This window comes from Terrabacter carboxydivorans, from assembly GCF_039532035.1.
Taxonomy (GTDB): Bacteria; Actinomycetota; Actinomycetes; order Actinomycetales; family Dermatophilaceae; genus Terrabacter; species Terrabacter carboxydivorans.
In genome coordinates, this window is sequence record NZ_BAAARE010000010.1 from 76,748 (window position 1) to 96,786 (window position 20,039).

19 protein-coding genes are annotated in these 20,039 nt (G+C 71.5%); 7 read left to right on the forward strand and 12 right to left on the reverse strand.

Translation table 11 applies throughout. The annotated features are described in order from the left end of the window. Positions 1-180 precede the first annotated feature (180 nt). Complete coding sequence (gene zwf / locus ABD297_RS12365) at positions 181-1,614, reverse strand: glucose-6-phosphate dehydrogenase (RefSeq protein WP_344255246.1); 1,434 nt, start codon at positions 1,612-1,614, stop codon at positions 181-183. 107 nt (positions 1,615-1,721) lie between these two features. On the opposite strand from zwf, the gene ABD297_RS12370 reads away from it, so the two are divergent. Both ABD297_RS12370 and ABD297_RS12375 read left to right on the forward strand, forming a co-directional pair. Beyond that, positions 1,722-2,726: a YihY/virulence factor BrkB family protein gene (locus ABD297_RS12370; RefSeq protein WP_344255247.1), complete on the forward strand. Its 1,005-nt coding sequence runs from the start codon at positions 1,722-1,724 to the stop codon at positions 2,724-2,726. A gap of 27 nt (positions 2,727-2,753) precedes the next feature. After that, positions 2,754-3,017, forward strand: coding sequence for a GlsB/YeaQ/YmgE family stress response membrane protein (locus ABD297_RS12375; protein WP_344255248.1), 264 nt, complete (start codon positions 2,754-2,756; stop codon positions 3,015-3,017). Here the strand turns inward: ABD297_RS12375 and ABD297_RS12380 are convergent. The 4 genes from ABD297_RS12380 to ABD297_RS12395 form a co-directional block, all read right to left on the reverse strand. Then, positions 3,007-3,615 carry a hypothetical protein gene (locus ABD297_RS12380; protein WP_344255249.1) on the reverse strand — a complete coding sequence of 203 codons (609 nt, stop codon included), beginning with the start codon at positions 3,613-3,615 and terminating at the stop codon, positions 3,007-3,009. The genes ABD297_RS12375 and ABD297_RS12380 overlap by 11 nt on opposite strands. 36 nt (positions 3,616-3,651) lie before the next feature. Further along, the gene (locus ABD297_RS12385) at positions 3,652-5,310 is read right to left on the reverse strand and encodes an ABC-F family ATP-binding cassette domain-containing protein (RefSeq protein WP_344255250.1); all 1,659 of its coding nucleotides are present in this window, start codon (positions 5,308-5,310) and stop codon (positions 3,652-3,654) included. 287 nt (positions 5,311-5,597) lie between these two features. Continuing rightward, positions 5,598-6,308, reverse strand: a complete 711-nt coding sequence (locus tag ABD297_RS12390; RefSeq protein WP_344255251.1) for a response regulator — start codon at positions 6,306-6,308, stop codon at positions 5,598-5,600. Beyond that, complete coding sequence (locus ABD297_RS12395) at positions 6,305-7,540, reverse strand: sensor histidine kinase (protein ID WP_344255252.1); 1,236 nt, start codon at positions 7,538-7,540, stop codon at positions 6,305-6,307. Before ABD297_RS12395 ends, ABD297_RS12390 begins: the two co-directional genes overlap by 4 nt. 186 nt (positions 7,541-7,726) lie before the next feature. Here ABD297_RS12395 and ABD297_RS12400 point away from each other — a divergent pair, with 186 nt between their 5' ends. Together ABD297_RS12400 and ABD297_RS12405 are read left to right on the forward strand one after the other, a co-directional pair. Continuing rightward, positions 7,727-8,626: an ABC transporter ATP-binding protein gene (locus tag ABD297_RS12400; RefSeq protein WP_030202693.1), complete on the forward strand. Its 900-nt coding sequence runs from the start codon at positions 7,727-7,729 to the stop codon at positions 8,624-8,626. Further along, positions 8,623-9,483 (forward strand): ABC transporter permease, encoded by an 861-nt coding sequence (locus tag ABD297_RS12405; protein WP_344255253.1) that lies wholly within the window; start codon positions 8,623-8,625, stop codon positions 9,481-9,483. Before ABD297_RS12400 ends, ABD297_RS12405 begins: the two co-directional genes overlap by 4 nt. A gap of 85 nt (positions 9,484-9,568) precedes the next feature. On the opposite strand, the gene ABD297_RS12410 is transcribed toward ABD297_RS12405, so the two are convergent. Beyond that, positions 9,569-11,155 carry a catalase gene (locus ABD297_RS12410; protein WP_344255254.1) on the reverse strand — a complete coding sequence of 529 codons (1,587 nt, stop codon included), beginning with the start codon at positions 11,153-11,155 and terminating at the stop codon, positions 9,569-9,571. Between the two features lie 77 nt (positions 11,156-11,232). Here ABD297_RS12410 and ABD297_RS12415 point away from each other — a divergent pair, with 77 nt between their 5' ends. Continuing rightward, entirely contained in the window at positions 11,233-11,772 is a 540-nt protein-coding gene (locus ABD297_RS12415; protein WP_344255255.1) for a hypothetical protein, read from the forward strand. A gap of 172 nt (positions 11,773-11,944) precedes the next feature. Next, the gene (gene serS / locus ABD297_RS12420; protein WP_344255256.1) at positions 11,945-13,270 is read left to right on the forward strand and encodes a serine--tRNA ligase; all 1,326 of its coding nucleotides are present in this window, start codon (positions 11,945-11,947) and stop codon (positions 13,268-13,270) included. 67 nt (positions 13,271-13,337) lie between these two features. Here serS and ABD297_RS12425 read toward each other — a convergent pair whose 3' ends face one another. From ABD297_RS12425 to ABD297_RS12450, 6 genes are all read right to left on the reverse strand, one after another. Beyond that, positions 13,338-14,384, reverse strand: coding sequence for a Gfo/Idh/MocA family protein (locus ABD297_RS12425; protein ID WP_344255257.1), 1,047 nt, complete (start codon positions 14,382-14,384; stop codon positions 13,338-13,340). Between the two features lie 45 nt (positions 14,385-14,429). Continuing rightward, positions 14,430-15,170 carry a GntR family transcriptional regulator gene (locus tag ABD297_RS12430; RefSeq protein WP_344255258.1) on the reverse strand — a complete coding sequence of 247 codons (741 nt, stop codon included), beginning with the start codon at positions 15,168-15,170 and terminating at the stop codon, positions 14,430-14,432. Between the two features lie 66 nt (positions 15,171-15,236). Next, on the reverse strand, positions 15,237-15,650 hold the full coding sequence (locus ABD297_RS12435; protein ID WP_344255259.1) for a universal stress protein: 414 nt from the start codon (positions 15,648-15,650) through the stop codon (positions 15,237-15,239). Between the two features lie 13 nt (positions 15,651-15,663). Beyond that, a complete protein-coding gene (locus ABD297_RS12440) occupies positions 15,664-16,479 on the reverse strand; it encodes an ATP-binding cassette domain-containing protein (RefSeq protein ID WP_344255260.1) in 816 nt (271 codons plus the stop codon). 1 nt (position 16,480) lies between these two features. Then, positions 16,481-17,542: an ABC transporter permease gene (locus ABD297_RS12445; protein WP_344255261.1), complete on the reverse strand. Its 1,062-nt coding sequence runs from the start codon at positions 17,540-17,542 to the stop codon at positions 16,481-16,483. Positions 17,543-17,632: 90 nt separating this feature from the next. Further along, positions 17,633-18,637 carry a substrate-binding domain-containing protein gene (locus ABD297_RS12450; RefSeq protein WP_344255262.1) on the reverse strand — a complete coding sequence of 335 codons (1,005 nt, stop codon included), beginning with the start codon at positions 18,635-18,637 and terminating at the stop codon, positions 17,633-17,635. 385 nt (positions 18,638-19,022) lie between these two features. Between ABD297_RS12450 and ABD297_RS12455 the strand changes: the two genes are divergently transcribed. After that, entirely contained in the window at positions 19,023-20,027 is a 1,005-nt protein-coding gene (locus ABD297_RS12455; RefSeq protein WP_344255263.1) for a Gfo/Idh/MocA family protein, read from the forward strand. The last annotated feature ends 12 nt before the right edge of the window (positions 20,028-20,039 follow it).

A 20,039-nucleotide genomic window follows, 5' to 3' on the forward strand; every position in this document is an offset into this window, starting at 1 on the left:
TTGATTGCCGAGGCTGCCTCGCTCGCGGCGGTGTGGGTCGCCCATCGGGGCGGTAAGCGGGGTGCTGTCGTCGAACGGCGTGCTTCCGTAGGCCCGGTGGGAGACTGTCGTCGACGGTCCCCGCTGATTCGCCCACGCGACGCGCGGAGGCGGGCGGACGGCATACGCCATCGGTGACGGTCAGGCGCCCATCGCGTTGGGGTCGCGCCAGCGGCGCTCGAACGGCAGTCGCCACGTGAACGGGGCGACGAGCTGGTGGATCTGGTTGGGACCCCACGTGCCTGCGTCGTAGGGGCGCACGATCGGCGGGTTGTCGAGGAGCGGCTGGCTGATCTCCCAGAGGCGCTCGATGCCCTCCGCCGACGTGAAGAGCGTCCGGTCGCCGCGGGCCGCGTCGTAGATGAGGCGCTCGTAGGCCTCGAGCACCGCGCCGGCCCAGTGGGTCTCCTGCATCGAGAACTGCATCGACAGTTTGTCGAGCTTCATGCCGGGGCCGGGACGCTTGCCGTAGAACGACAACGACATCCGGGCCTTGTCGGCGAGGTCGAAGGTCAGGTGGTCCGGCCCGTTGTCGCCGACGCCAGACCCGGCGGGGAACATCGAGCGCGGCGGCTCCTTGAAGGCGATGGAGATGATGCGGGCGCCCTCGGCCATCCGCTTGCCGGTGCGGAGGTAGAAGGGGACGCCGGCCCAGCGCCAGTTGTCGACGAAGCACTTGAGGGCGACGAACGTCTCGGTCTGGCTCTCGGCCTTGACGCCGGGCTCGTCGCGGTAGCCGACGTACTGCCCGCGCACGACGTCGTGGGGCTCGATGGGCGACATCGACCGGAAGACCTTGTTCTTCTCCTCGCTGATCGCGGCCGGCTCGAGCGCGGTCGGCGGCTCCATCGCGGTGAAGGCGAGCACCTGGAAGAGGTGCGTCACGACCATGTCGCGGTAGGCGCCGGTGCTCTCGTAGAAGTCGGCCCGCTGGGCGAGCCCGAGCGTCTCGGGCACGTCGATCTGGATGTGGTCGATGTGGTTGCGGTGCCAGATCGGCTCGAAGAGGCCGTTGGCGAAGCGGAACGCGAGGATGTTCTGCGCCGCCTCCTTGCCGAGGAAGTGGTCGATGCGGAAGATCTGCTCCTCGTCGAAGACCTGGTGCAGCTCGGCGTTGAGCGCCCGTGCGCTGGCGAGGTCGGTGCCGAAGGGCTTCTCCATGATGATCCGGCTGCGCTCGACGAGGCCGGCGTCGGCGAGCTGGTGCACGACGGTGAGCGCGGCCTTGGGCGGCACCGACAGGTAGTGCAGCCGCCGGGCGCCCTCGCCGAGGATCGCCTCCGACTCGTCGACCGCGGCCCGGATGCCCTGTGGCCCAAGGCTGCCCGGCACCCAGTGTATGCGGTCGGCGAACTCGCGCAGGTCGTCGTCGGTGACGTCGTGGCTCGAGTGCTCGCGGATCGAGGCGAAGACGAGGTCGAGGAACTCGTCTCGGCTCAGCTCGTCGAGCGAGGTCGCGACGACGCGCAGGCCCTCGAGCAGCTGCGACTCGTGCAGGTGCAGCATGCCCGGGAGCAGCTTGCGCTTGGCAAGGTCTCCGGTGGCGCCGAAGAGGACGACCGTGGTGGCTGGCATGGGTCCAGCGTGGCGCAGATCGGGCGCCAGCGGGAGGTGCGGTGCGGGTCACGTGCGGGTGGGCCCGATCGGCCTCCGGGTCGGCCGACCGTGTGGGAACCTCGGTCATGGCACCTGATGCCGCGCCCGATGCCGCGCCCGATGCCGTGCCCGACGACGGCCTCCCCGGCGAGGAGCGGCCGTCGGACGTCACCTCTGGTCGCCTCTCGCGGCTGCGGACGCGCGGCGAGGAACGGGCGATGCGGTATGCCGCCCGCTACGGCGAGCTGGGCCGCCGGGTCCCGGCGCTGCGAGTCCCCCTCGACATGGTCTCGCTCTACGTCGCTCGACAGGGGATGCTGCTCGCGAGCGCGGTCGCCTTCCGGGCGTTCCTGTGGCTGCTGCCGCTCGCGCTCGTCGCCGCAGGGGTGCTTGCCGGGATCGGGGACGCGTCCCCGTCCGCCGCCCCGGAGGTCCTCGCGGCGGCAGGCGTGACGAGGACGATCCGCGGCCAGATCACGGCGGCCCTCGTCGAGTCGAGGGGCTCGTGGTGGGTGGCCGTCCTCGTCGGGACCGTGCTGTCGCTGTGGACGACCCGGACGCTGCTGCGCAACCTCGTCATCGTCAACGCGCACCTGTGGGACGCGCCCGTGCCCAGGCGCACCCAGCGCGAGGTGCTGCGCGGGACGCTCGTCTTCGGTGGGGCGTGGGTCGCCATCTTCGCCGGCGCAGCGCTCGTCTCGCACGTCGACCGCCTCTTCCCCGGCGGCGTCGTCCTGTCGTTCTTCGGACAGGCAGCGGTCTCGGCCGCGGGCTGGCTCTGGATCACCTCCTACTTGCCCGACCGGCGCAGGTCGTGGACCGACCTGCTGCCCGGCGCGACCCTCTTCGGCGTCGGGCTGGCCACGCTCCACCTCGTCAGCCGCGTCGTCCTCCCGGCGCGCATCGAGCACTCGGCCGCCCTCTACGGCTCGCTCGGCATCGCGGGGGCGGTCCTGCTCTGGCTGCTCTTCGTCGGGCAGGTCGTCGTCGGCTGCGCCCTCCTCAACCGGGTGTGGCTGCGGTACCGCGACCCGACCTTCGACGCCGGGACCGGCCTCCGGGCGGACGATTCCGCGCAGGCCCGGGCCTGAGGGCCTCGAGCGTCCTATGCTCGGGCCATGCTCATCATCGGGATGATCCTCTTCGGCATGCTCGTCGGCGCCGCCGCCCAGCTCATCCTGGGCCGCGAGGGCAAGAGCATCGACTGGACGATGGCGATCGTCGCCGGCCTCGTCGGCTCGTTCGCCGGTGGCCTGCTCGCGAGCCTCATCGCGGGCGACGGCATCGCGCTGCGTCCCAGCGGCATCATCGGCTCCATCGTCGGGGCCGTGATCGTCACCGCGGTGTGGCGCTGGAGCCGCACCCGCAGCGTCACTCGCTGACGCCGACCACCTCGAGGCGGATGGCCTCGAGCGCCTCGCTGAGCTGGCGCGCGCCCACGGCGAGGTTGAAGGGCAGCGAGATCCCGTCGGGCCCGGGTGAGGCGAGGGGGTGGAGGCGCGAGAGCCCGCCATCGACGTTGCCGCGCTCAGCCGTCCAGGCGGTGACGGCGGCCTTGTCGACGACGATGGTGGCCAGCAGGTGACTGTTCGGGCCTCGGCCCTCGTGGCGGCTGGTGCCGAAGCCGGAGATGACGGTCCACGGCACGCAGCCGCCCTGGACGTGCACGCCCTCCGCGTCAGCGACGACCGGCGGCCGGGAGGGACGTGCCAGCGCCAGGCCGAGGGCCAGGACCAGGAGGCCGAGGACGGCCGGGACGAGGCCCATCACGACGCCGATGATGCCGCTCCACGGCTTGCCGGTGCGGGTGGAGATGACGTGGATCCCACCGCCCATGAGCACGAGGCCGCACGCGAGCAGACCGAGTCCGAGCGTCCAGTAGACGGCGACCCTCAGCCCGCTGAAGCCGACCTCCACGCGCCCCTCACGCCGGAAGGTCTCCATGAGACGACGGGCCTGGGCTCCCCTGAGTGCACTCACCGGCGCGATTGTGCCGCACGGCGGCCCGGCCCCACGTCAGAGGGCCTCGACCCTCACCCGTCCGCGGGCGACCGTCCACCGGTGGGTGAGGCGTATGCCGTCCAGCAGGCTCTCGTCGTGGCTGACGACGAGCACGGTCCCCCCGAAGGCCGCCACGGCGGCCTCGAGCTGCTCGATGGCGTCGACGTCGAGGTGGTTCGTCGGCTCGTCGAGCACGAGGACGTTGACCTCCCGTCCCTGGAAGAGCGCCATGAGGGCACGGGTCCGCTCACCCATCGACAGGCTCCGCGCCGGCCGTGACACGTGCTCGGAGCCGAGGCCGAACTTCGCGAGCAGGGTGCGCACCTCGGCGATCGGCCACTCCCGGGAGGTCTTCGGGTCGGGACCGAGCTCGCGGCGCACGACGTCGAGGACCGTCGCGTCGTCGTCGAGCAGGTGCCGCCGCTGGTCGATGACGCCGACGGCGACGCGCGTGCCGAGGGACTGCCGACCCGAGGTGAGCGGGAGCCGGCCGAGCAGCGCGCCGAGGAGCGTCGTCTTGCCCGACCCGTTGTCTCCGACGAGGGCGATGCGGTCGCCCCGGCCGACGGTGAGGCTGACGGGGCCCAGCCGGAAGTCGTGCCGCTCGACGACCGCGTCGGACAGGGTCGCCACGACATCGGCCGACGGTCGGCCCTCGGTGATGGCGTAGCGGAGCTGCCACTCCTTGCGCGGCTGCTCGACCGCGTCGAGCCGGTCGGCGGCCCGCTCGAGCCGGCCACCCTTCGCGGCCTGGCGGTCGGCCCGCGCCTTGTGCTTCTCACGGATGTGCTTGTCCGGCTCCTTCCCGAGCGCGACGTTGCGCCGGCCCTTGTCGGCCCAGTCGTGGCGCTGCCGGGACTGCGCGAGCAGCGAGTCCTGCGTGGCGGCATACCCCTCGTAGGCCTCCCAGGCGTGGGCACGGGCGACCGCGCGCTGCGCGACGAAGCTGCTCCAGCCGCCGGTGTAGTGGCCGATGCGCTGCTGCTTGACGTCGAGCTCGACGACGCTCGTGGCGACCGCGTCGAGGAAGGTGCGGTCGTGGCTCGCGATGAGGATCGGGCCCTCGTGGGCGGCGACGAAGTCGGCCATCAGGGTGAGCCCGCGGGCGTCGAGGTCGTTGGTCGGCTCGTCGAGCAGGAGCACGTCGTACTGGCTCAGCAGCACAGCGACGAGGCAGGCCCGAGCGGCCTGACCGCCCGACAGCGTGCCCAGGGGCCGGTCCCGGTCGACGTCGAGCCCGACGCGCGCGGCCACCTCGGGGAGCCGCTCGTCGAGGTCGGCGGCGCCGAGCGCGAGCCAGCGCTCGAGCGCCGCGGCGTAGCGGTCCTCGCTACCCTCGTCCCCGCTCGCAATCGCTGCAGACGCCGCCTCGAGCTCGGTGTCGGCGGCCAGGACGCCCGTGCGGCGACGCGCATACGCCAGCAGCGTCTCGGACGGGTCGGGCACGACCTGCGGCAGCCAGCCGATCGTCGCGTCGCGCGGGGCGAGCCGGATCGCGCCGGCCTCGACGGGCAGCTCGCCGACGACGGTGCGCATGAGGGTCGACTTGCCCGAGCCGTTCGGGCCGACGACGGCCGTGACGTCGCCGTCGGCGAGCGTCAGGTCGAGGCCGGAGAAGAGGGTGCGGGCGCCGAAGGCGACGTCGAGCCCGGAGATGGTGAGGGTGGAAGACATGTGGGGTCCTTGATGGTCGGCAGGGCCCCGCGGCGCGACCTCAACCGGTCATCGGGAGGAAGCGCGCGGGCGGGCACGAGGCATCAGGAGATCCACACGGGAGAGACCGTAAGCGGCGCCGGCGCGCCGCGTCCACAGACTTTTCGCCGCCACCCCCGCGCGAAGAACCCCCGCCTGCCCCACCGAACGCAGCGTTCGGTGGCGAAAGCTGTGTTCTAGCACTGAGTTCGAGACCGAACGTTGCGTTCGGTGCGAGAGGAGGGAGGGGTACTGGTGCCCGCGCGGCCTCAGGTGAGCGACGCGTCGTGGACGACGATGGCGATCTGCACGCGGTTGTCGGCGCGGAGCTTGTCGAGGACCCGCGACACGTGGGCCTTGACGGTCGGCACCGAGAGGTAGAGCTCGCGCGAGATGTCGGCGTTGGACAGGCCACGGCCGATGGCGAGGGCGACCTCGCGCTCCCGGTCGGTCAGGGTGGCGAGCAGGGACTCGGCGTCGGTGCGCCGCCGGTCGCTCGCGTCGACGGCGACACCGCCGGTGGCGACGTGCGCCATGAGGGTCGCCGTGATGCTGGGGGAGAGGATCGGCTCGCCGGCCGCAACGAGCCGTACGGCCTCGACGAGCCGCCGCGGCTCGGTGTCCTTGAGCAGGAAGCCGTGCGCCCCGGCCCGGAGCGCCTGCACGACCATCTCGTCGGCGTCGAACGTCGTCAGCACGATGACCTTGAGGTCGTCACCACGGGCGTCACGCACGGCCCGAGCACCTTCGGAGAGAAGCGATCTCGTCGTCTCGAGGCCGTCGCGCCGCGGCATGCGGATGTCCATGAGGACGACGTCGGGCCGGTGCTCGTCGACGACCCGCTCGCCCTCGATGCCGTCGCCGGCCTCGGCGACCACCTCGAGGTCGGGCGCGCCGCCGAGGATCATCCGGAGCCCCGCACGCACGAGCGCGTCGTCGTCGACGATGACGACCCGCGTAAGCCCCTGGTCCCCGTTCATCGCGACCACGGTAGCCGAGCCGTGAGGACGAACTCGCCTGCCCGGTCAGGGCCGTAGGTCAGCTCGCCACCGGCGAGGACGGCGCGCTCGGTGAGCCCGAGCAGTCCCAGCCCGGCGCCGACGGTCGGACCCTGGCGTATGCCGTCCGCTGCGTCGGTGCCCCCGCGCGGCACCGCGTTGCGCACCGTCACCTGCACCGCCTCGTCGTCCAGCCCGCGCTCGGGCGCCGTCGAGACGGTGACGCGGACCGCTGCGCCGGAGGCGTGCTTGCGGGCGTTGGTCAGGCCCTCCTGGACGATGCGGTAGGCGCTGCGCGACACCTGCTCGGGCACGGCCCCGAGGTCGCCGGAGCGGTCGAGCGACACCGTCGTCCCGCCCGAACGGGCTTCGGCGACAAGGGTTTCGATGTCGGCGAGGGTCGGCTGTGGCGGCTCCGGCGATCCGTCTGCGGGGGCGTCGACCCCGGGCACGTCGCGCAGCACCCCGAGCACGGCCCGGAGCCCGGTCAGGGCCTGGTTGGCGCTCTCCCGGACGATCTCGGCCGTCTCGGCGACCTGCTCCGGAGCGAGGTCGGTGCGATAGGCGAGGGCGCCGGAGTGCATGGCCACCAGGGAGATCCGGTGGGCGAGGACGTCGTGCATCTCGCGGGCGATGCGGGCCCGCTCGGCGACCTGGGCCTGGACGACCCGCATCGCCTGCTCGCGCTCGGCGGTCAGGGCCCGCTCGTGCAGCGAGGCGACGAAGGCGCGGCGCTCGCCGACGGCCCACCCGATGGCGACGCTCACCGCCAGGCTGAGCAGCGCGATGATGACGTTGGGCAGGGTGATCGCCTCGGGCTCGGTCGGGTAGACCAGGGAGTGCGACAGCCCCGCCAGCATCCACGGCAGGGCCATGACGGCGATGTCGCGCCAGCGCTGGCGCGTCGACAGCGACACGAGCGCGACGAGGGACGCCCCGACGGCAACCGAGGAGACGCCGGAGATCGCCGTCGTCGCGAGGGCCATGACGAGCGGCCACCGACGCCGCCACAGCAGCAGCACGGTCGCCACGACGCCGAGCGCGAGATCGACGAGCAGCCAGTCCTTGCCGAACGTCGGTTCGACGCCACGCTGGTCCAGCTGCGCCTGCACGGCGCCCCAGATCGCGAGCCCGAAGAGGAAGCCGACGCCGAGCCGCCACGACTCGCCCCACACGTGACCGCGTCGGGTGCGGGCGATCCGGGGCAGCGGCACCCGGCCAGCCTAGGCGCGGACGGCGCGGGACGGCATACGACCAAGGTCTGCTATCCCACCCCACCGGGACGCCGACCCTGAGCACGCACCCTGACTCCGGTCAGGGTCGGGTGCGACCTTGGTAGGGGTCGGAATCAGGCTTGTGACGGATGTGCGGCACCACCCGGGACCGGGAGGGTGGAGCCCATGATCACAGTGGAACGACTCACCAAGCGCTACGGCCCCTTCACGGCCGTCGACGACGTCTCCTTCGACGTCAAGCCCGGCCTCGTCACCGGCTTCCTCGGCCCGAACGGTGCCGGCAAGACCACCGCCATGCGGGTCATGGCCGGCCTGACGCCCGCCACGTCGGGTCGTGCCACGGTGCTCGGCAAGCCGTATGCCGCCCTGCCGAACCCGGGCCGCCACGTCGGCTTGCTGCTCGACGCCTCAGCGCAGCACGCCGGTCGCACCGGCCGTGAGGTGCTCACGCTCGGCGCGATCCTCATGGGCGTCGGGCGGCACCGCGTCGACGAGATGGTCGAGCTCGTCGGGCTCACCGAGAAGGAGGCGAACCGCCGGGTCCGCAACTACTCCCTCGGCATGCGCCAGCGCCTCGGCATCGCCCACGCGCTGCTCGGCGACCCCGAGGTGCTCATCCTCGACGAGCCGGCCAACGGCCTCGACCCGGCGGGCATCCGCTGGATGCGCGACCTGCTGCGCGGCTACGCCAACGAGGGCGGCACGGTGCTGCTGTCCTCCCACCTGCTCAACGAGATCGAGCGCGTCGCCGACGAGATCATCGTCATCGGCCACGGCAAGATCGTCGCCCAGGGCACCAAGGACGAGCTGCTCGCCGGCGCAGGCACGTTCACCCGCTCCACCGACGACGACGCCCTCATGGCCGCGCTGGCCGAGCAGTCGATCGTCGCGCAGCGCACGCCCACCGGCGGCCTGCAGGTCGAGGCCGAGCCGATCGCCGTCGGCCGCGTCGCCGTCGCCCACCAGATCGTCCTGACCGAGCTGCGCGGCGCCGACAGCCGGGGACTCGAGGAGATGTTCCTCGACCTCACGGCCGACGCCGCCCGAGAGGAGGTGGCGGCATGACCACCGCGACCACGACCGCCACGACCCAGGCCGCCAGCGGGGCACCGGTCTCCAAGAACGCCGAGTCGGCACTCCCGACGCACGCCAAGGTGCCGAGCCGCATCGACGGCCCGCGTCCCACGACCGGGGTGCCCTTCGGCCGCCTCGTCCACGTCGAGCTGCGCAAGATGCTCGACACCCGCGCCGGCCGCTGGCTCATCATCGGCATCGGCGCGATCATCGCGGTCGCCCTGACGATCATGTTCTTCAACGAGGGCGGCCAGCACACCTTCGGCGAGTACCTCCAGGCCACGACGATGCCGATGGCGCTCATCCTGCCGGTCGTCGGCATCCTCGCCGTCACGTCCGAGTGGAGCCAGCGCACCGGCCTCGTCACCTTCGGTCTCGAGCCGCGCCGCATCCGCATCGCCTGGGCCAAGCTGCTGTCGGCGCTCGTCGTCGGGGTCTGCGCCTTCGCGCTGGCGCTCGTCCTCGCCGCCCTCGCGCACCAGGCGGCCATCACCTTCCGCGGCATCGAGGGCAACTGGTCGACGGACGCGCTCGTGCTCCTCGGCGCCGGCGGCTACGTGCTGCTCGGCATCGCCCAGGGCGTCGGCTTCGGCATGCTCTTCAAGAACACGCCCGCGGCGGTCGTCGTCTTCTTCGTCCTGCCGACCGCGTGGTCGATCCTCGGCTCGATGGTGTCGTGGCTGCGCGACGCCGCCACCTGGCTCGACATGAACCAGACCATGCAGCCGCTCTTCAGCGGGTCGCTGACCGGCCAGCAGTGGGCGCACCTCGCCACCTCGGTCGGCCTCTGGGTCATCGCGCCCCTTGCCGTCGGCATCTGGCGCCTCACCCGCGCCGAGGTGAAGTAGCCGGCACCACGAACGAGAGGTATGCCGTGTGCCTGACGGGGGCACACGGCATACCTCTTCGTGTTGTGCGGGTCGAAAACCCTTGTCAGTGAGCGGCGTTCGTCGCCGACTCGACGATGGGCTCCTCGACGACCTTGGCGTCGTCGGCGTCGCCGCCCGGGTTCTCGCCGCCGAGCCCGGCGCGGACGAGCTCCTCGATCTGCTTGCCGGTCTCGGCGTCGACGCTCTTCCAGTAGTCGAAGGCGCGCTCGAGCACCGGCGACTTCACGCCGCCGAGCAGGTGGCCGGCGACCGTCTCGGTGAAGGCCTCGCGCTGGGCGTCGTCCCAGACCTCGCGGACGAGGCGGCCGGCCTGGCCGAAGTCGTCGTCGTCCTCGCGCAGCGTGTAGGCCTGGCGCACCATGGCGCCGTCGGTCTCCCAGCCCTCCTCGGCCTCGCCGACGTTGTCGGCGTAGCCGCGGCCCTCGCTGTTGGGGGCGTAGACCGGGGCGTCGCCGCGGTGGTCGTAGGCCATCGGGCCGTCCTGCGTGTAGGTGTTGACGTTCTCCACGTGGGGGCGGTTGACCGGCAGCTGGAGGTAGTTCGGGCCGATGCGGTAGCGGTGGGTGTCGCTGTAGGCGAAGACCCGTCCGAGCAGCATCTTGTCCGGCGAGAAGCCGATGCCCGGGACGACCGCCGACGGCTCGAAGGCCGCCTGCTCGATCTGGGCGAAGAAGTTGTCGGGGTTGCGGTTCAGCGTCATCGTGCCGACCTTGATGAGCGGGTAGTCGCTGTGCGGCCACACCTTCGTCAGGTCGAACGGGTTGAGGTGGTAGGTCTTCGCGTCCTCGTAGGGCATCGCCTGGATCGACAGCGTCCAGCTCGGGAAGTCGCCCGCCTCGATGGCGTCGTGGAGGTCGCGGCGGTGGTGGTCGGCGTCCTGCCCGGCGATGCGCTCGGCCTCGGCGCCTGTCAGGCCCTCGACGCCCTGGTCGGAGTGGAAGTGGTACTTGACCCAGTGCTTCTCGCCGGCCTCGTTGACCCAGAGGAAGGTGTGGCTGCCGTAGCCGTTCATGTGGCGGAACGTCTTCGGGATGCCGCGGTCGCCCATGAGGTAGGTGACCTGGTGGGCCGACTCGGGGTTGAGGCTCCAGAAGTCCCACTGCATGTGGTTGTCGCGCAGGCCCGAGCCGCCGCGGCGCTTCTGGCTGCGGATGAAGTGCGGGAACTTCATCGTGTCGCGGACGAAGAAGACCGGGGTGTTGTTGCCGACGAGGTCGTAGTTGCCCTCGGTCGTGTAGAACTTCAGCGCGAAGCCGCGCGGGTCGCGCCACGTGTCGGGGCTGCCCTGCTCGCCGGCGACGGTCGAGAAGCGCGCGAGCATCTCGGTCGTGACGCCCGGCTGGAAGAGCGCGGCCTTGGTGTATGCCGTGACGTCCTCGGTGGTCTCGAACGTGCCGAAGGCGCCGGAGCCCTTCGCGTGCACGTTGCGCTCGGGGATGCGCTCGCGGTTGAAGTGCGCCATCTGGTTGAGGAAGTGGTGGTCGTGCAGCAGGATCGGGCCGTCCGGGCCGACGGTGAGCGAGTTGCGGTCGCTCGGCGCCGGTGCGCCGGTCTCGGTGTGGGAGCCGAGCTCGGCCTCCTTGCTCGGGGCCGTCTCGATCGACTCGCGTGACTGCGTGGTTTCGCTCATGTCTGCTCCTTCGACGTCTGTACCGGGGCCATACCCACTCGACCGCCATCGGCTGGGCACACGCCTAGAGTCGGCATGTGCGAGGGATCCGAGGCGCGGTCGTGGCGATGCCCGCCGTCGTCGCGGCGTCGGTCGTGGCGTCGCTCGCGGCCGGATGCACGGCCGGCGTCACCGCGCCTGTCGCGCCCACAACGGTCGGGTCCGCAGCGGGCTCCACCCCCGACGTCTCCCTGACGCCGATCGACCCCGGTCCGCCGCCCGTCGTCACCGTCCCGGCGCCGGTCGCCGGCGAGGTGGCGCGAGTCGTCGTGACGAGGCAGGGCGCCGGCCGGGCCGCGCGCAACGTGCCCGGGGTCCCGGTCGCGGCAGGGCACACCTACACCGTCGAGGTGGCCTGCGCGGCCGGCCGCCCTTCGACCGGCACGAGCTACGCCGTCTACGACGCGGCGCCCGGCACGTGGGGCCACGGCGAGCCGCTCTACTCACGGCCGTTCCCGTGCGACGGCTCGGTCCAGCGGACCGCCCACCTGGGCCTGCCGGCAGGCAAGGTCCAGATCGACGTCCGCGGGCTCCCCGGGGACGCCGTGACGGCATACGCCCTCATCCGCCCCGAGTAGTCGAGTGGCCTCGTGGCCCCATCCGGCCCACGCCGACCACCCCCTCCCCGTCGAGTGGCCCCGCAACCCCACCCTTCACGCGACAGGAGTGACGACGGGGCCACTCGAGTGGGAGGCGTGTGGGCGGGAAGTGGGTCGTGGGCGGCGCGCGGGCGCGGATAGGCTGGCCCGCGTGATCGACATCAAGCTCGTGCGCGACGAACCCGACCGGGTCCGCGCCTCGCAACAGGCCCGTGGTGAGGACCCGGGGATCGTGGACGCGATCCTCGCTGCCGACGAGCGCCGTCGATCGTCCCTCGGCGAGTTCGAGAGGCTCCGCGCCGAGCAGAAGACCGTCAGCAAGTCGGTCGGTGCCGCGATGGGCGCGTTCCAGAAGGCGAAGAAGGCCGGCACCGACGACGCCGAGCACCTCGAGAGGGTGGCCCACGAGGCGCGCACGCACGCCGGCCGGCTGAGCGAGCAGGTCAAGTCGCTCGAGAGCGACGCCGACGACGCCGCGGCCGAGCTGGAGCGCCTGCTGCGCCAGGTCGGCAACGTCATCATCGACGGCGTGCCCGTCGGCGGCGAGGACGACTACGTCGTGCTCGAGACCGTCGGCACCCCGCGGGACTTCGCGGCCGAGGGCTTCGAGCCGCTCGACCATCTCGCGCTCGGCGAGAAGCTCGGCGCCATCGACATGGAGCGCGGGGCCAAGGTCGGCGGCGCGCGCTTCTACTACCTCACCGGCGTCGGCGCGCTGCTCGAGCTGGCGCTGCTCAACATGGCGATCGCCCAGGCGACCGCGGCCGGCTTCACGCCGATGATCACGCCGACGCTCGCGCGCCCGGAGATGATGATCGGCGCCGGCTTCATGGACGCACACGCCGACGAGGTCTACCGCCTCGAGGCCGACGACCTCTACCTCACCGGCACCTCGGAGGTCGCCCTCGCTGGCTACCACTCCGACGAGATCATCGACCTGACCAACGGCCCGAAGAGGTATGCCGGGTGGTCGGCCTGCTACCGCCGCGAGGCCGGTTCGCACGGCAAGGACACCCGCGGCATCATCCGCGTGCACCAGTTCCACAAGGTCGAGATGTTCAGCTACTGCCGACCCGAGGACGCCGAGGCCGAGCACCAGCGCCTGCTGGCCTGGGAGCGCGAGATGCTCGCCAAGATCGAGGTGCCCTACCGCATCATCGACACCGCGGCCGGTGACCTCGGCGGCCCCGCGGCCCGCAAGTTCGACTGCGAGGCGTGGGTGCCGACGCAGGGCAAGTTCCGCGAGCTGACCTCGACCTCGAACTGCACGACGTTCCAGGCTCGCCGCCTCAACACCCGCGAGCGTGACCCGAACGGCTCGGGCACCCGCGCCGTCGCGACCCTAAATGGCACGCTCGGCACGACGCGCTGGCTCGTCGCGATCCTCGAGAACCACCAGCAGGCCGACGGCTCGGTGCGCGTGCCCGAGGCGCTGCGCCCCTTCCTCGGTCTCGACGTCCTCAAGCCCCTCGCCTGACGCTCCACCCGGCGCGGTTCGATGTATCGGCGCGGTCCCTGGGCCGCGCAGATACATCGAACCGGGGTCAGGGGGTGGAGGAGTACGTGACGCCCAGCTGTCTGGTGACCTCGTCGAGGGCTCGAAGGTTGGACTGCACCGCTGCGGCGGGGTGGAGCGGGGACTCGAGCAGGCCTTCGCCGATGCAGCGGGCGACCTCGAGCGCGGAGTGGAAGAGGGCGCCGTGGCCGATGGGCTCCGGGTCGGTCCACGTCACCGAGCGTGAACCGTCGGCCGAGGTGACGACGACGTCGCCGGGCATGAAGAAGGGCCCGGGCAGGGTCAGCGTGGCCGCCGTGCCCGCGATCGTCGCCGTCGTGGGCGTACGCGTGAGCAGCGTCGAGTGGAGCACGCTCGTCGCGTCGCCGGCGTGCGTCAACAGCATCGCGGCCTGGCCGTTGACGCCGGTGCCGGTCGTCTCGCCGGTGGCCAGCACCCGGGTCGCCGGACCGAGCGCCCACGTCGCGAGCATCGTGACGTAGGTGCCGAGGTCGAGCAGGGAGCCGCCGGCCATGGCCGGGTCGAGGATGCGGTGCGGCGGGTCGAAGTGCTCGCCGTGGTCGGCCAGGACGGTGCGCACGTGACCGAGAAGCCCGGCGTCGAGGACCTGCCTCACGACGTCGAGGCGCGGCAGGAAGAGCGTCCACATCGCCTCCATGCAGAAGACGCCCGCGGCCGCAGCAGCGTCCGAGATCTCTTGCGCCTCAGAGGCATTGAGGCCCAACGGCTTCTCGACGAGCACGTGCTTGCCGGCCCTGATCGCGAGCAGCGCACCCGCCAGGTGGAGGTGGTGCGGCGTCGCGACGTAGACGACGTCGACCTCGGGGTCGGCGACCAGGGCCTCGGCGGACGGATGGGCCCGCTCGATGTCGGACGTCCCCGCGAACGCGTCGGCCGAGGTCTGCGTCCGTGACCCGACCGCCACGACCCGCTGCGTCGTCGAGGCCTGCAGCGACGCGACGAAGCGGGAGGCGATCCACCCGGTGCCGAGCACGCCCCAGCGCAGGCGCGGCACGGACGAGGGTGACGGACGTCGGGGCGCCGGGAGGGCGTCGGGCAGCGAAGGGATCGACACGGCATACCTTCTCGGCGGTCGGGCGCCGTGACGGAGGCGGCGCGGTCAGCGCTCGTCGAGCATGACCTCGATGGAGTAGTCCTGGGCGCGGTAGCAGTGGTCGCCGTACTCGACCGGGCCGCCGACCGCGTCGAACGCGGTGCGCGACATCGTCAGCACAGGCTGCGACGGCGTGAGGTCGAGGTGCTTGCGCTCGGCGGCCGACGGCTGTCGGGCCCCGATGCGCTGGTGGGCGACGACGGGCTTGCCGCCGCGGGCGCGGAGCAACGCGTAGAGGCCGTTGTGCTCGAGGTCCTCGCGGCTGATGTCGGAGTAGGCGGGCGGCAGCCAGTTGCGCAGCATCGCGAGCGGCCGGTCGCCGTCGCGGCGCAGCCGGACGAGCTTGAGCAGCGGGGTGTCGACGGGCAGCCCGAGGGCCGTCGCGGCGACCTCGTCGGTCGTCACCTCGTGGGTCAGCACCTCGGTGCGCGGGTCGCCCGAGCCCTCGCGGCGGAGGTCGTCGTAGAGGCTCGTCAGCTCGGCGCGACGGTGGATCTGGCGCCCCGCGACCGTGGTGCCGAGTCCGCGCCGGCGCAGCAGCAGGCCCTGCCCGACGAGCTCCTGGATGGCGCGGCGCACGGTCGGTCGCGAGAGCCCCAGCCGGTCGGCCATAGCGACCTCGTTCTCGAAGGCGTCGCCCGGCTGGAGCTGCCCGCTCGCGATCGCCGCACTCAGCTGCTGCGCCAGCTGGTGGTAGAGCGGGACGGGCGTCTCGCGGTCGATGCGGACGTCAACGGGCTGGGGCATGGCCGCAGACTATCGAGACCCGGCATCCATGAGCATATGTCTTTATGTCAGCACAGACTCGTGTCCTCACCGGGGGCTCTTGACGACGAGGATCGGCACGTCGGCGTCGAGGATGAGGTTCTGCGCGACGCTGCCGAGGAACGCCTTGCCCATGGGGGAGCGGCGCCGCGCCCCGATGACGAGCAGCTCGGGACCGAGGTCGCGCACGGTGGCGAGGATCGCCTCCGAGACGTCCGCGATGTCCCGGCCGCCCGGCACGAGGCGGACGTCCCAGGCGACGTCGGGCAGCCCGACCACCTCGAGCGCCGACCCGACGGCGTCGGAGATGCCCGCCCGGTTGGCCTCGGCGATGTCGTTGTCGAGCGACTCGACGACGTGGACGACGACCATGTCGGTGCCGCGGTAGGCCGCCTGGCGGGCTCCCTCCTGCAGGGCCAGGGCGCTCGAGCTGCGGGTGTGGTGGGCGACGGCGACGCTCATGACGCCATCCCCCTCACTTCTGCAGCTCGTGCGAGAGCTCGGTGAGCTCGTCCCCGCCGGCCATCTGGCGGGTGAGCTCGTCGAGGCCGACGTCGGACCGCTTCTTGTCGAGCACGGCCTGGCCGAGCTTGAGGATGACGAAGTGGTTGCCCACGAGGTAGGCGTGGTGCGGGTTGTGGGTGATGAAGACGACGCCGAGGCCGGCGTCGCGGGCCGCAGCCGTGTACTTCAGCACGACGCCGGACTGCTTGACGCCGAGCGCCGCCGTCGGCTCGTCGAGGATGAGCACGCGGGCCCCGAAGTAGACGGCCCGGGCGATGGCGACGCACTGGCGCTGGCCACCGGAGAGGGTGCCGATGGGCTGGTTGATGTCCTTGACGACGACGCCCATCTTGCGCAGCTCCTCGTCGGCGATGCGCTTCATGTCGGCGATCCGGAGCGTCGCGAACGGCCCGCGGCCGCTCGTCAGCTCGGAGCCGAGGAAGAAGTTGCGCCACACCTCCATGAGGGAGACGACGGCGAGGTCCTGGTAGACGGTCGCGATGCCGTGGTCGAGCGACTCGCGCGGCGACCCGAACGACACCTCCTTGCCGTCGACCTTCATGGTGCCCTCGTTGTGCGGGTGCAGGCCGGCCATGATCTTGATGAGCGTGGACTTGCCGGCGCCGTTGTCGCCGAGGACGCACGTCACCTCGCCGGCACGGACCGTGAGGTTGATGCCCTTGAGGGCGCGGATCGCGCCGTACGTCTTGCCGACGTCCTTCATCTCGATGAGCGGCTCGCCCGAGTGGAGGCCCGGGTCCGCGTGCTCGGACAGGGTGTCAGTCATGTCAGCCCACCTTTCGGGCGGTCGAGAGTCGCTTGACGTAGAGGTTGACCATCACGGCGAGCAGGAGCATGACGCCGAGGAAGGCCCGGAACCAGTTGGGGTCCCAGCCGGCGTAGACGATGCAGAGGCTCGTCATGCCGAAGATGAAGGCGCCGATGGCGACGCCGATCGCGTTGCCGAAGCCGCCGGTGAGCAGTGTCCCGCCCACGACCGCGGCGATGATGTAGAGGAACTCGTTGCCGATGCCGTTGCCGGCCTGGAGCGTGTCGAACTTGTAGAGCGTGTGCATGCCGATGAACCAGCCGAGGAACGACACGGTCATGAACAGCCCGATCTTGACGGCCTTGACCGGGACGCCCACGGCGCGGGCGGAGTCGGCGTTGCCGCCGACGGCGTAGATCCAGTTGCCGATGCGGGTGCGCTGCAGGACGAACGCCGACAGGGCCACGAAGAGGAACCACCAGATGACGGTGATCTCGACGGTGACGCTGCCGACCTTGAAGCTCGAGGCGAAGATCGCGTCGAGGGTGCCGTAGCCGGCCATCTGGTTGATGTTCGGCGTCGAGACCGAGCCCGTGACGAGCTTGGTGACGCCGAGGTTGGCACCCTGCAGCACGAAGAAGGTGCCCAGGGTGATGAGGAAGCTCGGTATGCCGGTGCGCACCACGAGGTAGCCGTTGAGGAAGCCGATGGCGAGGCTCACGACGAGCGAGAGCACCGCGCCGACGATGAGGTTGATGCCGAGCTGGTAGCAGAACATCGCGTTGACGAGTCCGGCCGTGGTGACGATGACGCCGGCGGAGAGGTCGAACTCGCCGCCGATCATGAGCATTCCCACGGCGACCGCGACGATCCCGATGGTGGAGGACTGGTAGAGCACCGTGAAGAACGACGCCGGCGACCGGAAGGCGGGGGCGACGACGAGGAAGAAGATGAAGATGACGATCGCCGCGACGAGCGCCCCGACCTCCGGGCGTGCGAGCAGGCGGTTCGACCAGCCGAGCGTGACCCGGTTCGACGCCTCGGCCGGCGCCGAGGGGGGCGTCGTGGTGGTTTGACTCATGGACCTCTCCGATCCGTTTGACGAGCGAGCGAGCAGTGGAGTGCGAGGGGGCGGCCGGCGCCGGTTGCCCGGGCCGGCCGCCCCGGTGGGTCAGCGCGTGTTGTTCTTGGCGAACGGGAGGATCTGGTCGATGTTGGTCGAGTCGACGAACGACGGGCCGGTGAGGACGGCCTTGCCGCCGCCGATGTCGTTGCCGTTCTTCTTGTTGAGGTAGAGCGCCTGGATGGCGAGGTAGCCCTGGACGTAGGGCTGCTGGTCGATCGAGAACTCGATCTTCTTGTCCTTGATCGCCTGGGCGGCGTCGACGTTGAGGTCGAAGGTGACGAGCTTGGCCTTGCTGCCGGCCGCGTCCATCGCCTTGAGGGCGTCGAGGGCGATCGGGGCGCCGAGGGTCACGATGTAGTCGATCGAGCTGTCCTGGGCGAGCTTGGCCTGCAGGGCCGAGACGACCGACGGGTCGTCGGCGCCGTTGACCTGGATGTTCTCGGTGGCCGGCAGCCCGGCCTTGACGCCGGCGCACCGGGCCTCGAGGGCGACCGAGCCGGACGCCTGGATGACGCAGAGCGCCTTCTTGCCGCCGGCGTCGGCGATCCGCTTGCCGGCCGTCGTGCCGGCGAGGGTCTCGTCGGAGCCGAAGTACATCTTGGCGCCGACCTTCTGGTACTGGTCGATGCCGGAGTTGAAGGCGACGACGGGGATGCCGGCGTCGTTGGCCGACTTGACCGCGCCGGCGAGGGCGTCGGGCGTGGCGAGCGTCGTGGCGATGCCGTCGACCTTGGAGTCGACCGCGTTCTGGATGAGCGTGGCCTGCTTGGCGGGGTCGGGGTCGTTGGAGTACTTCAGGGTGATCCCGTTGTTCTTGGCCGCCTGCTGCGCGCCGGCCTTGATCTTGTCCCAGAAGGTGTCGCCGGGGGTCTCGTGCGTGACCATGGCGAAGGTGTAGCCGGAGTTGTCACCCGCACCGCCGCCGCCGCTGCCGGCCGTCGAGCTGGTGGAGGGTGCGCCGCCACCGCTGCACGCCGCGAGGGCGAGGGTGGCGGCCGTGGCCAGGCCGGCTACGACGGTCAGGCTCCTGCGAGTCCGAGTCGGAGTCATCGTTGATTCCTTTCGTTGCCGTCGCGGTGGCCCGGTCGCCGGAGTGGCGCGACGTTCTGTGACGGTGGATCCGTCGATCAGGGTGGAGGTGCCCGTATGCCGTGTGCCGCTTGGCGCTCAGGTGCGGGCCGGAGGGTGGTGCCGGGTCGAGGGTCGTCGCCCGGGAGGTGTACGGGTCCAGCGATTGGAGGATGCCCCCCATTCCGTCGTCGTGTCAAGAGATTGATCAAACATCAGAATGTCCTAACATTTGCTTGACACGACGTGGGGCGCGGCACGACGATCGTTCTCGAAAGGCCGACGACGCCGAGGCTCGCGTCGACCGGACCCCACGGCGACCGCCCACCGGCCGCCACCCACCGCGATCACCCAAGGGAGTGTGCACATGCGCATCGGACTGGCCGGAGTCGGCCGCATCGGGGCGTTCCACGCCGAGACCCTCCGCGACCTCTCCGACGTCGACGAGGTGGTCGTGGCCGACCTGGACTCCGACGCCGCGCGCACCGTCGCCGACAAGCTCGAGGTCGGGTATGCCGCGTCGCCGGCCGAGCTGCTCGCCGCGGGGGTCGACGGCTTCGTCATCACGACGGCGACGCCGGGTCATGCGCCCCTCATCCGCCTCGGCCTCGAGGCGGGCGTGCCGACCTTCTGCGAGAAGCCGGTCGCCGCCACGCTCAGCGAGACGCTCGACCTCGCACAGCTGGTGGCGCGGACGTCAACCCCGGTCCACGTCGGCTTCCAGCGCCGCTTCGACCGCGGCTACCAGCGAGCCCAGCAGGCCGTCGCCGGCGGCGAGCTCGGCTTCCTGCACAGTATCCGCGCGCAGACGCACGACCAGTCCCCGCCGCACGCCGCCTACATCCCGACGAGTGGCGGACTCTTCCGCGACTGCTCGATCCACGACTTCGACATCATCCGGTTCGTCACCGGCCGCGAGGTCGCCTCGGTCTACGCCACCGGCGCCAACAAGGGCGCGGCGTTCTTCTCCGAGGCGGGCGACGTCGACACCGCCGCGGCCGTGCTCACGCTCGACGACGGCACGCTCGTCAACCTCTCGGCCACCCGCTACAACGGCGCCGGCCACGACGTGCGCATGGAGGTCCTCGGCAGCGAGGGCACCATCGGCGTCGGCTACGACGACTCGCTCGCCGTCACCTCCGCCGAGCCCGGCGCCACCTACCCGTCCGGCCCGCGCCACTGGTCGTTCATGGAGCGCTTCCTGCCGGCCTACCGCGCCGAGCTGACGGCCTTCGCCGCCGTCGCCCGCGGCACGCTCGCCTCGCCGTGCACCGTCACCGACGCCCTCCAGGCGTTCCGCGTCGCCGAGGCCTGCGAGCTCTCGCGCCGGGAGAACCGGCCCGTCGCGCTCACCGAGATCCCCGGTCTGTGAAGGACCTGGGCA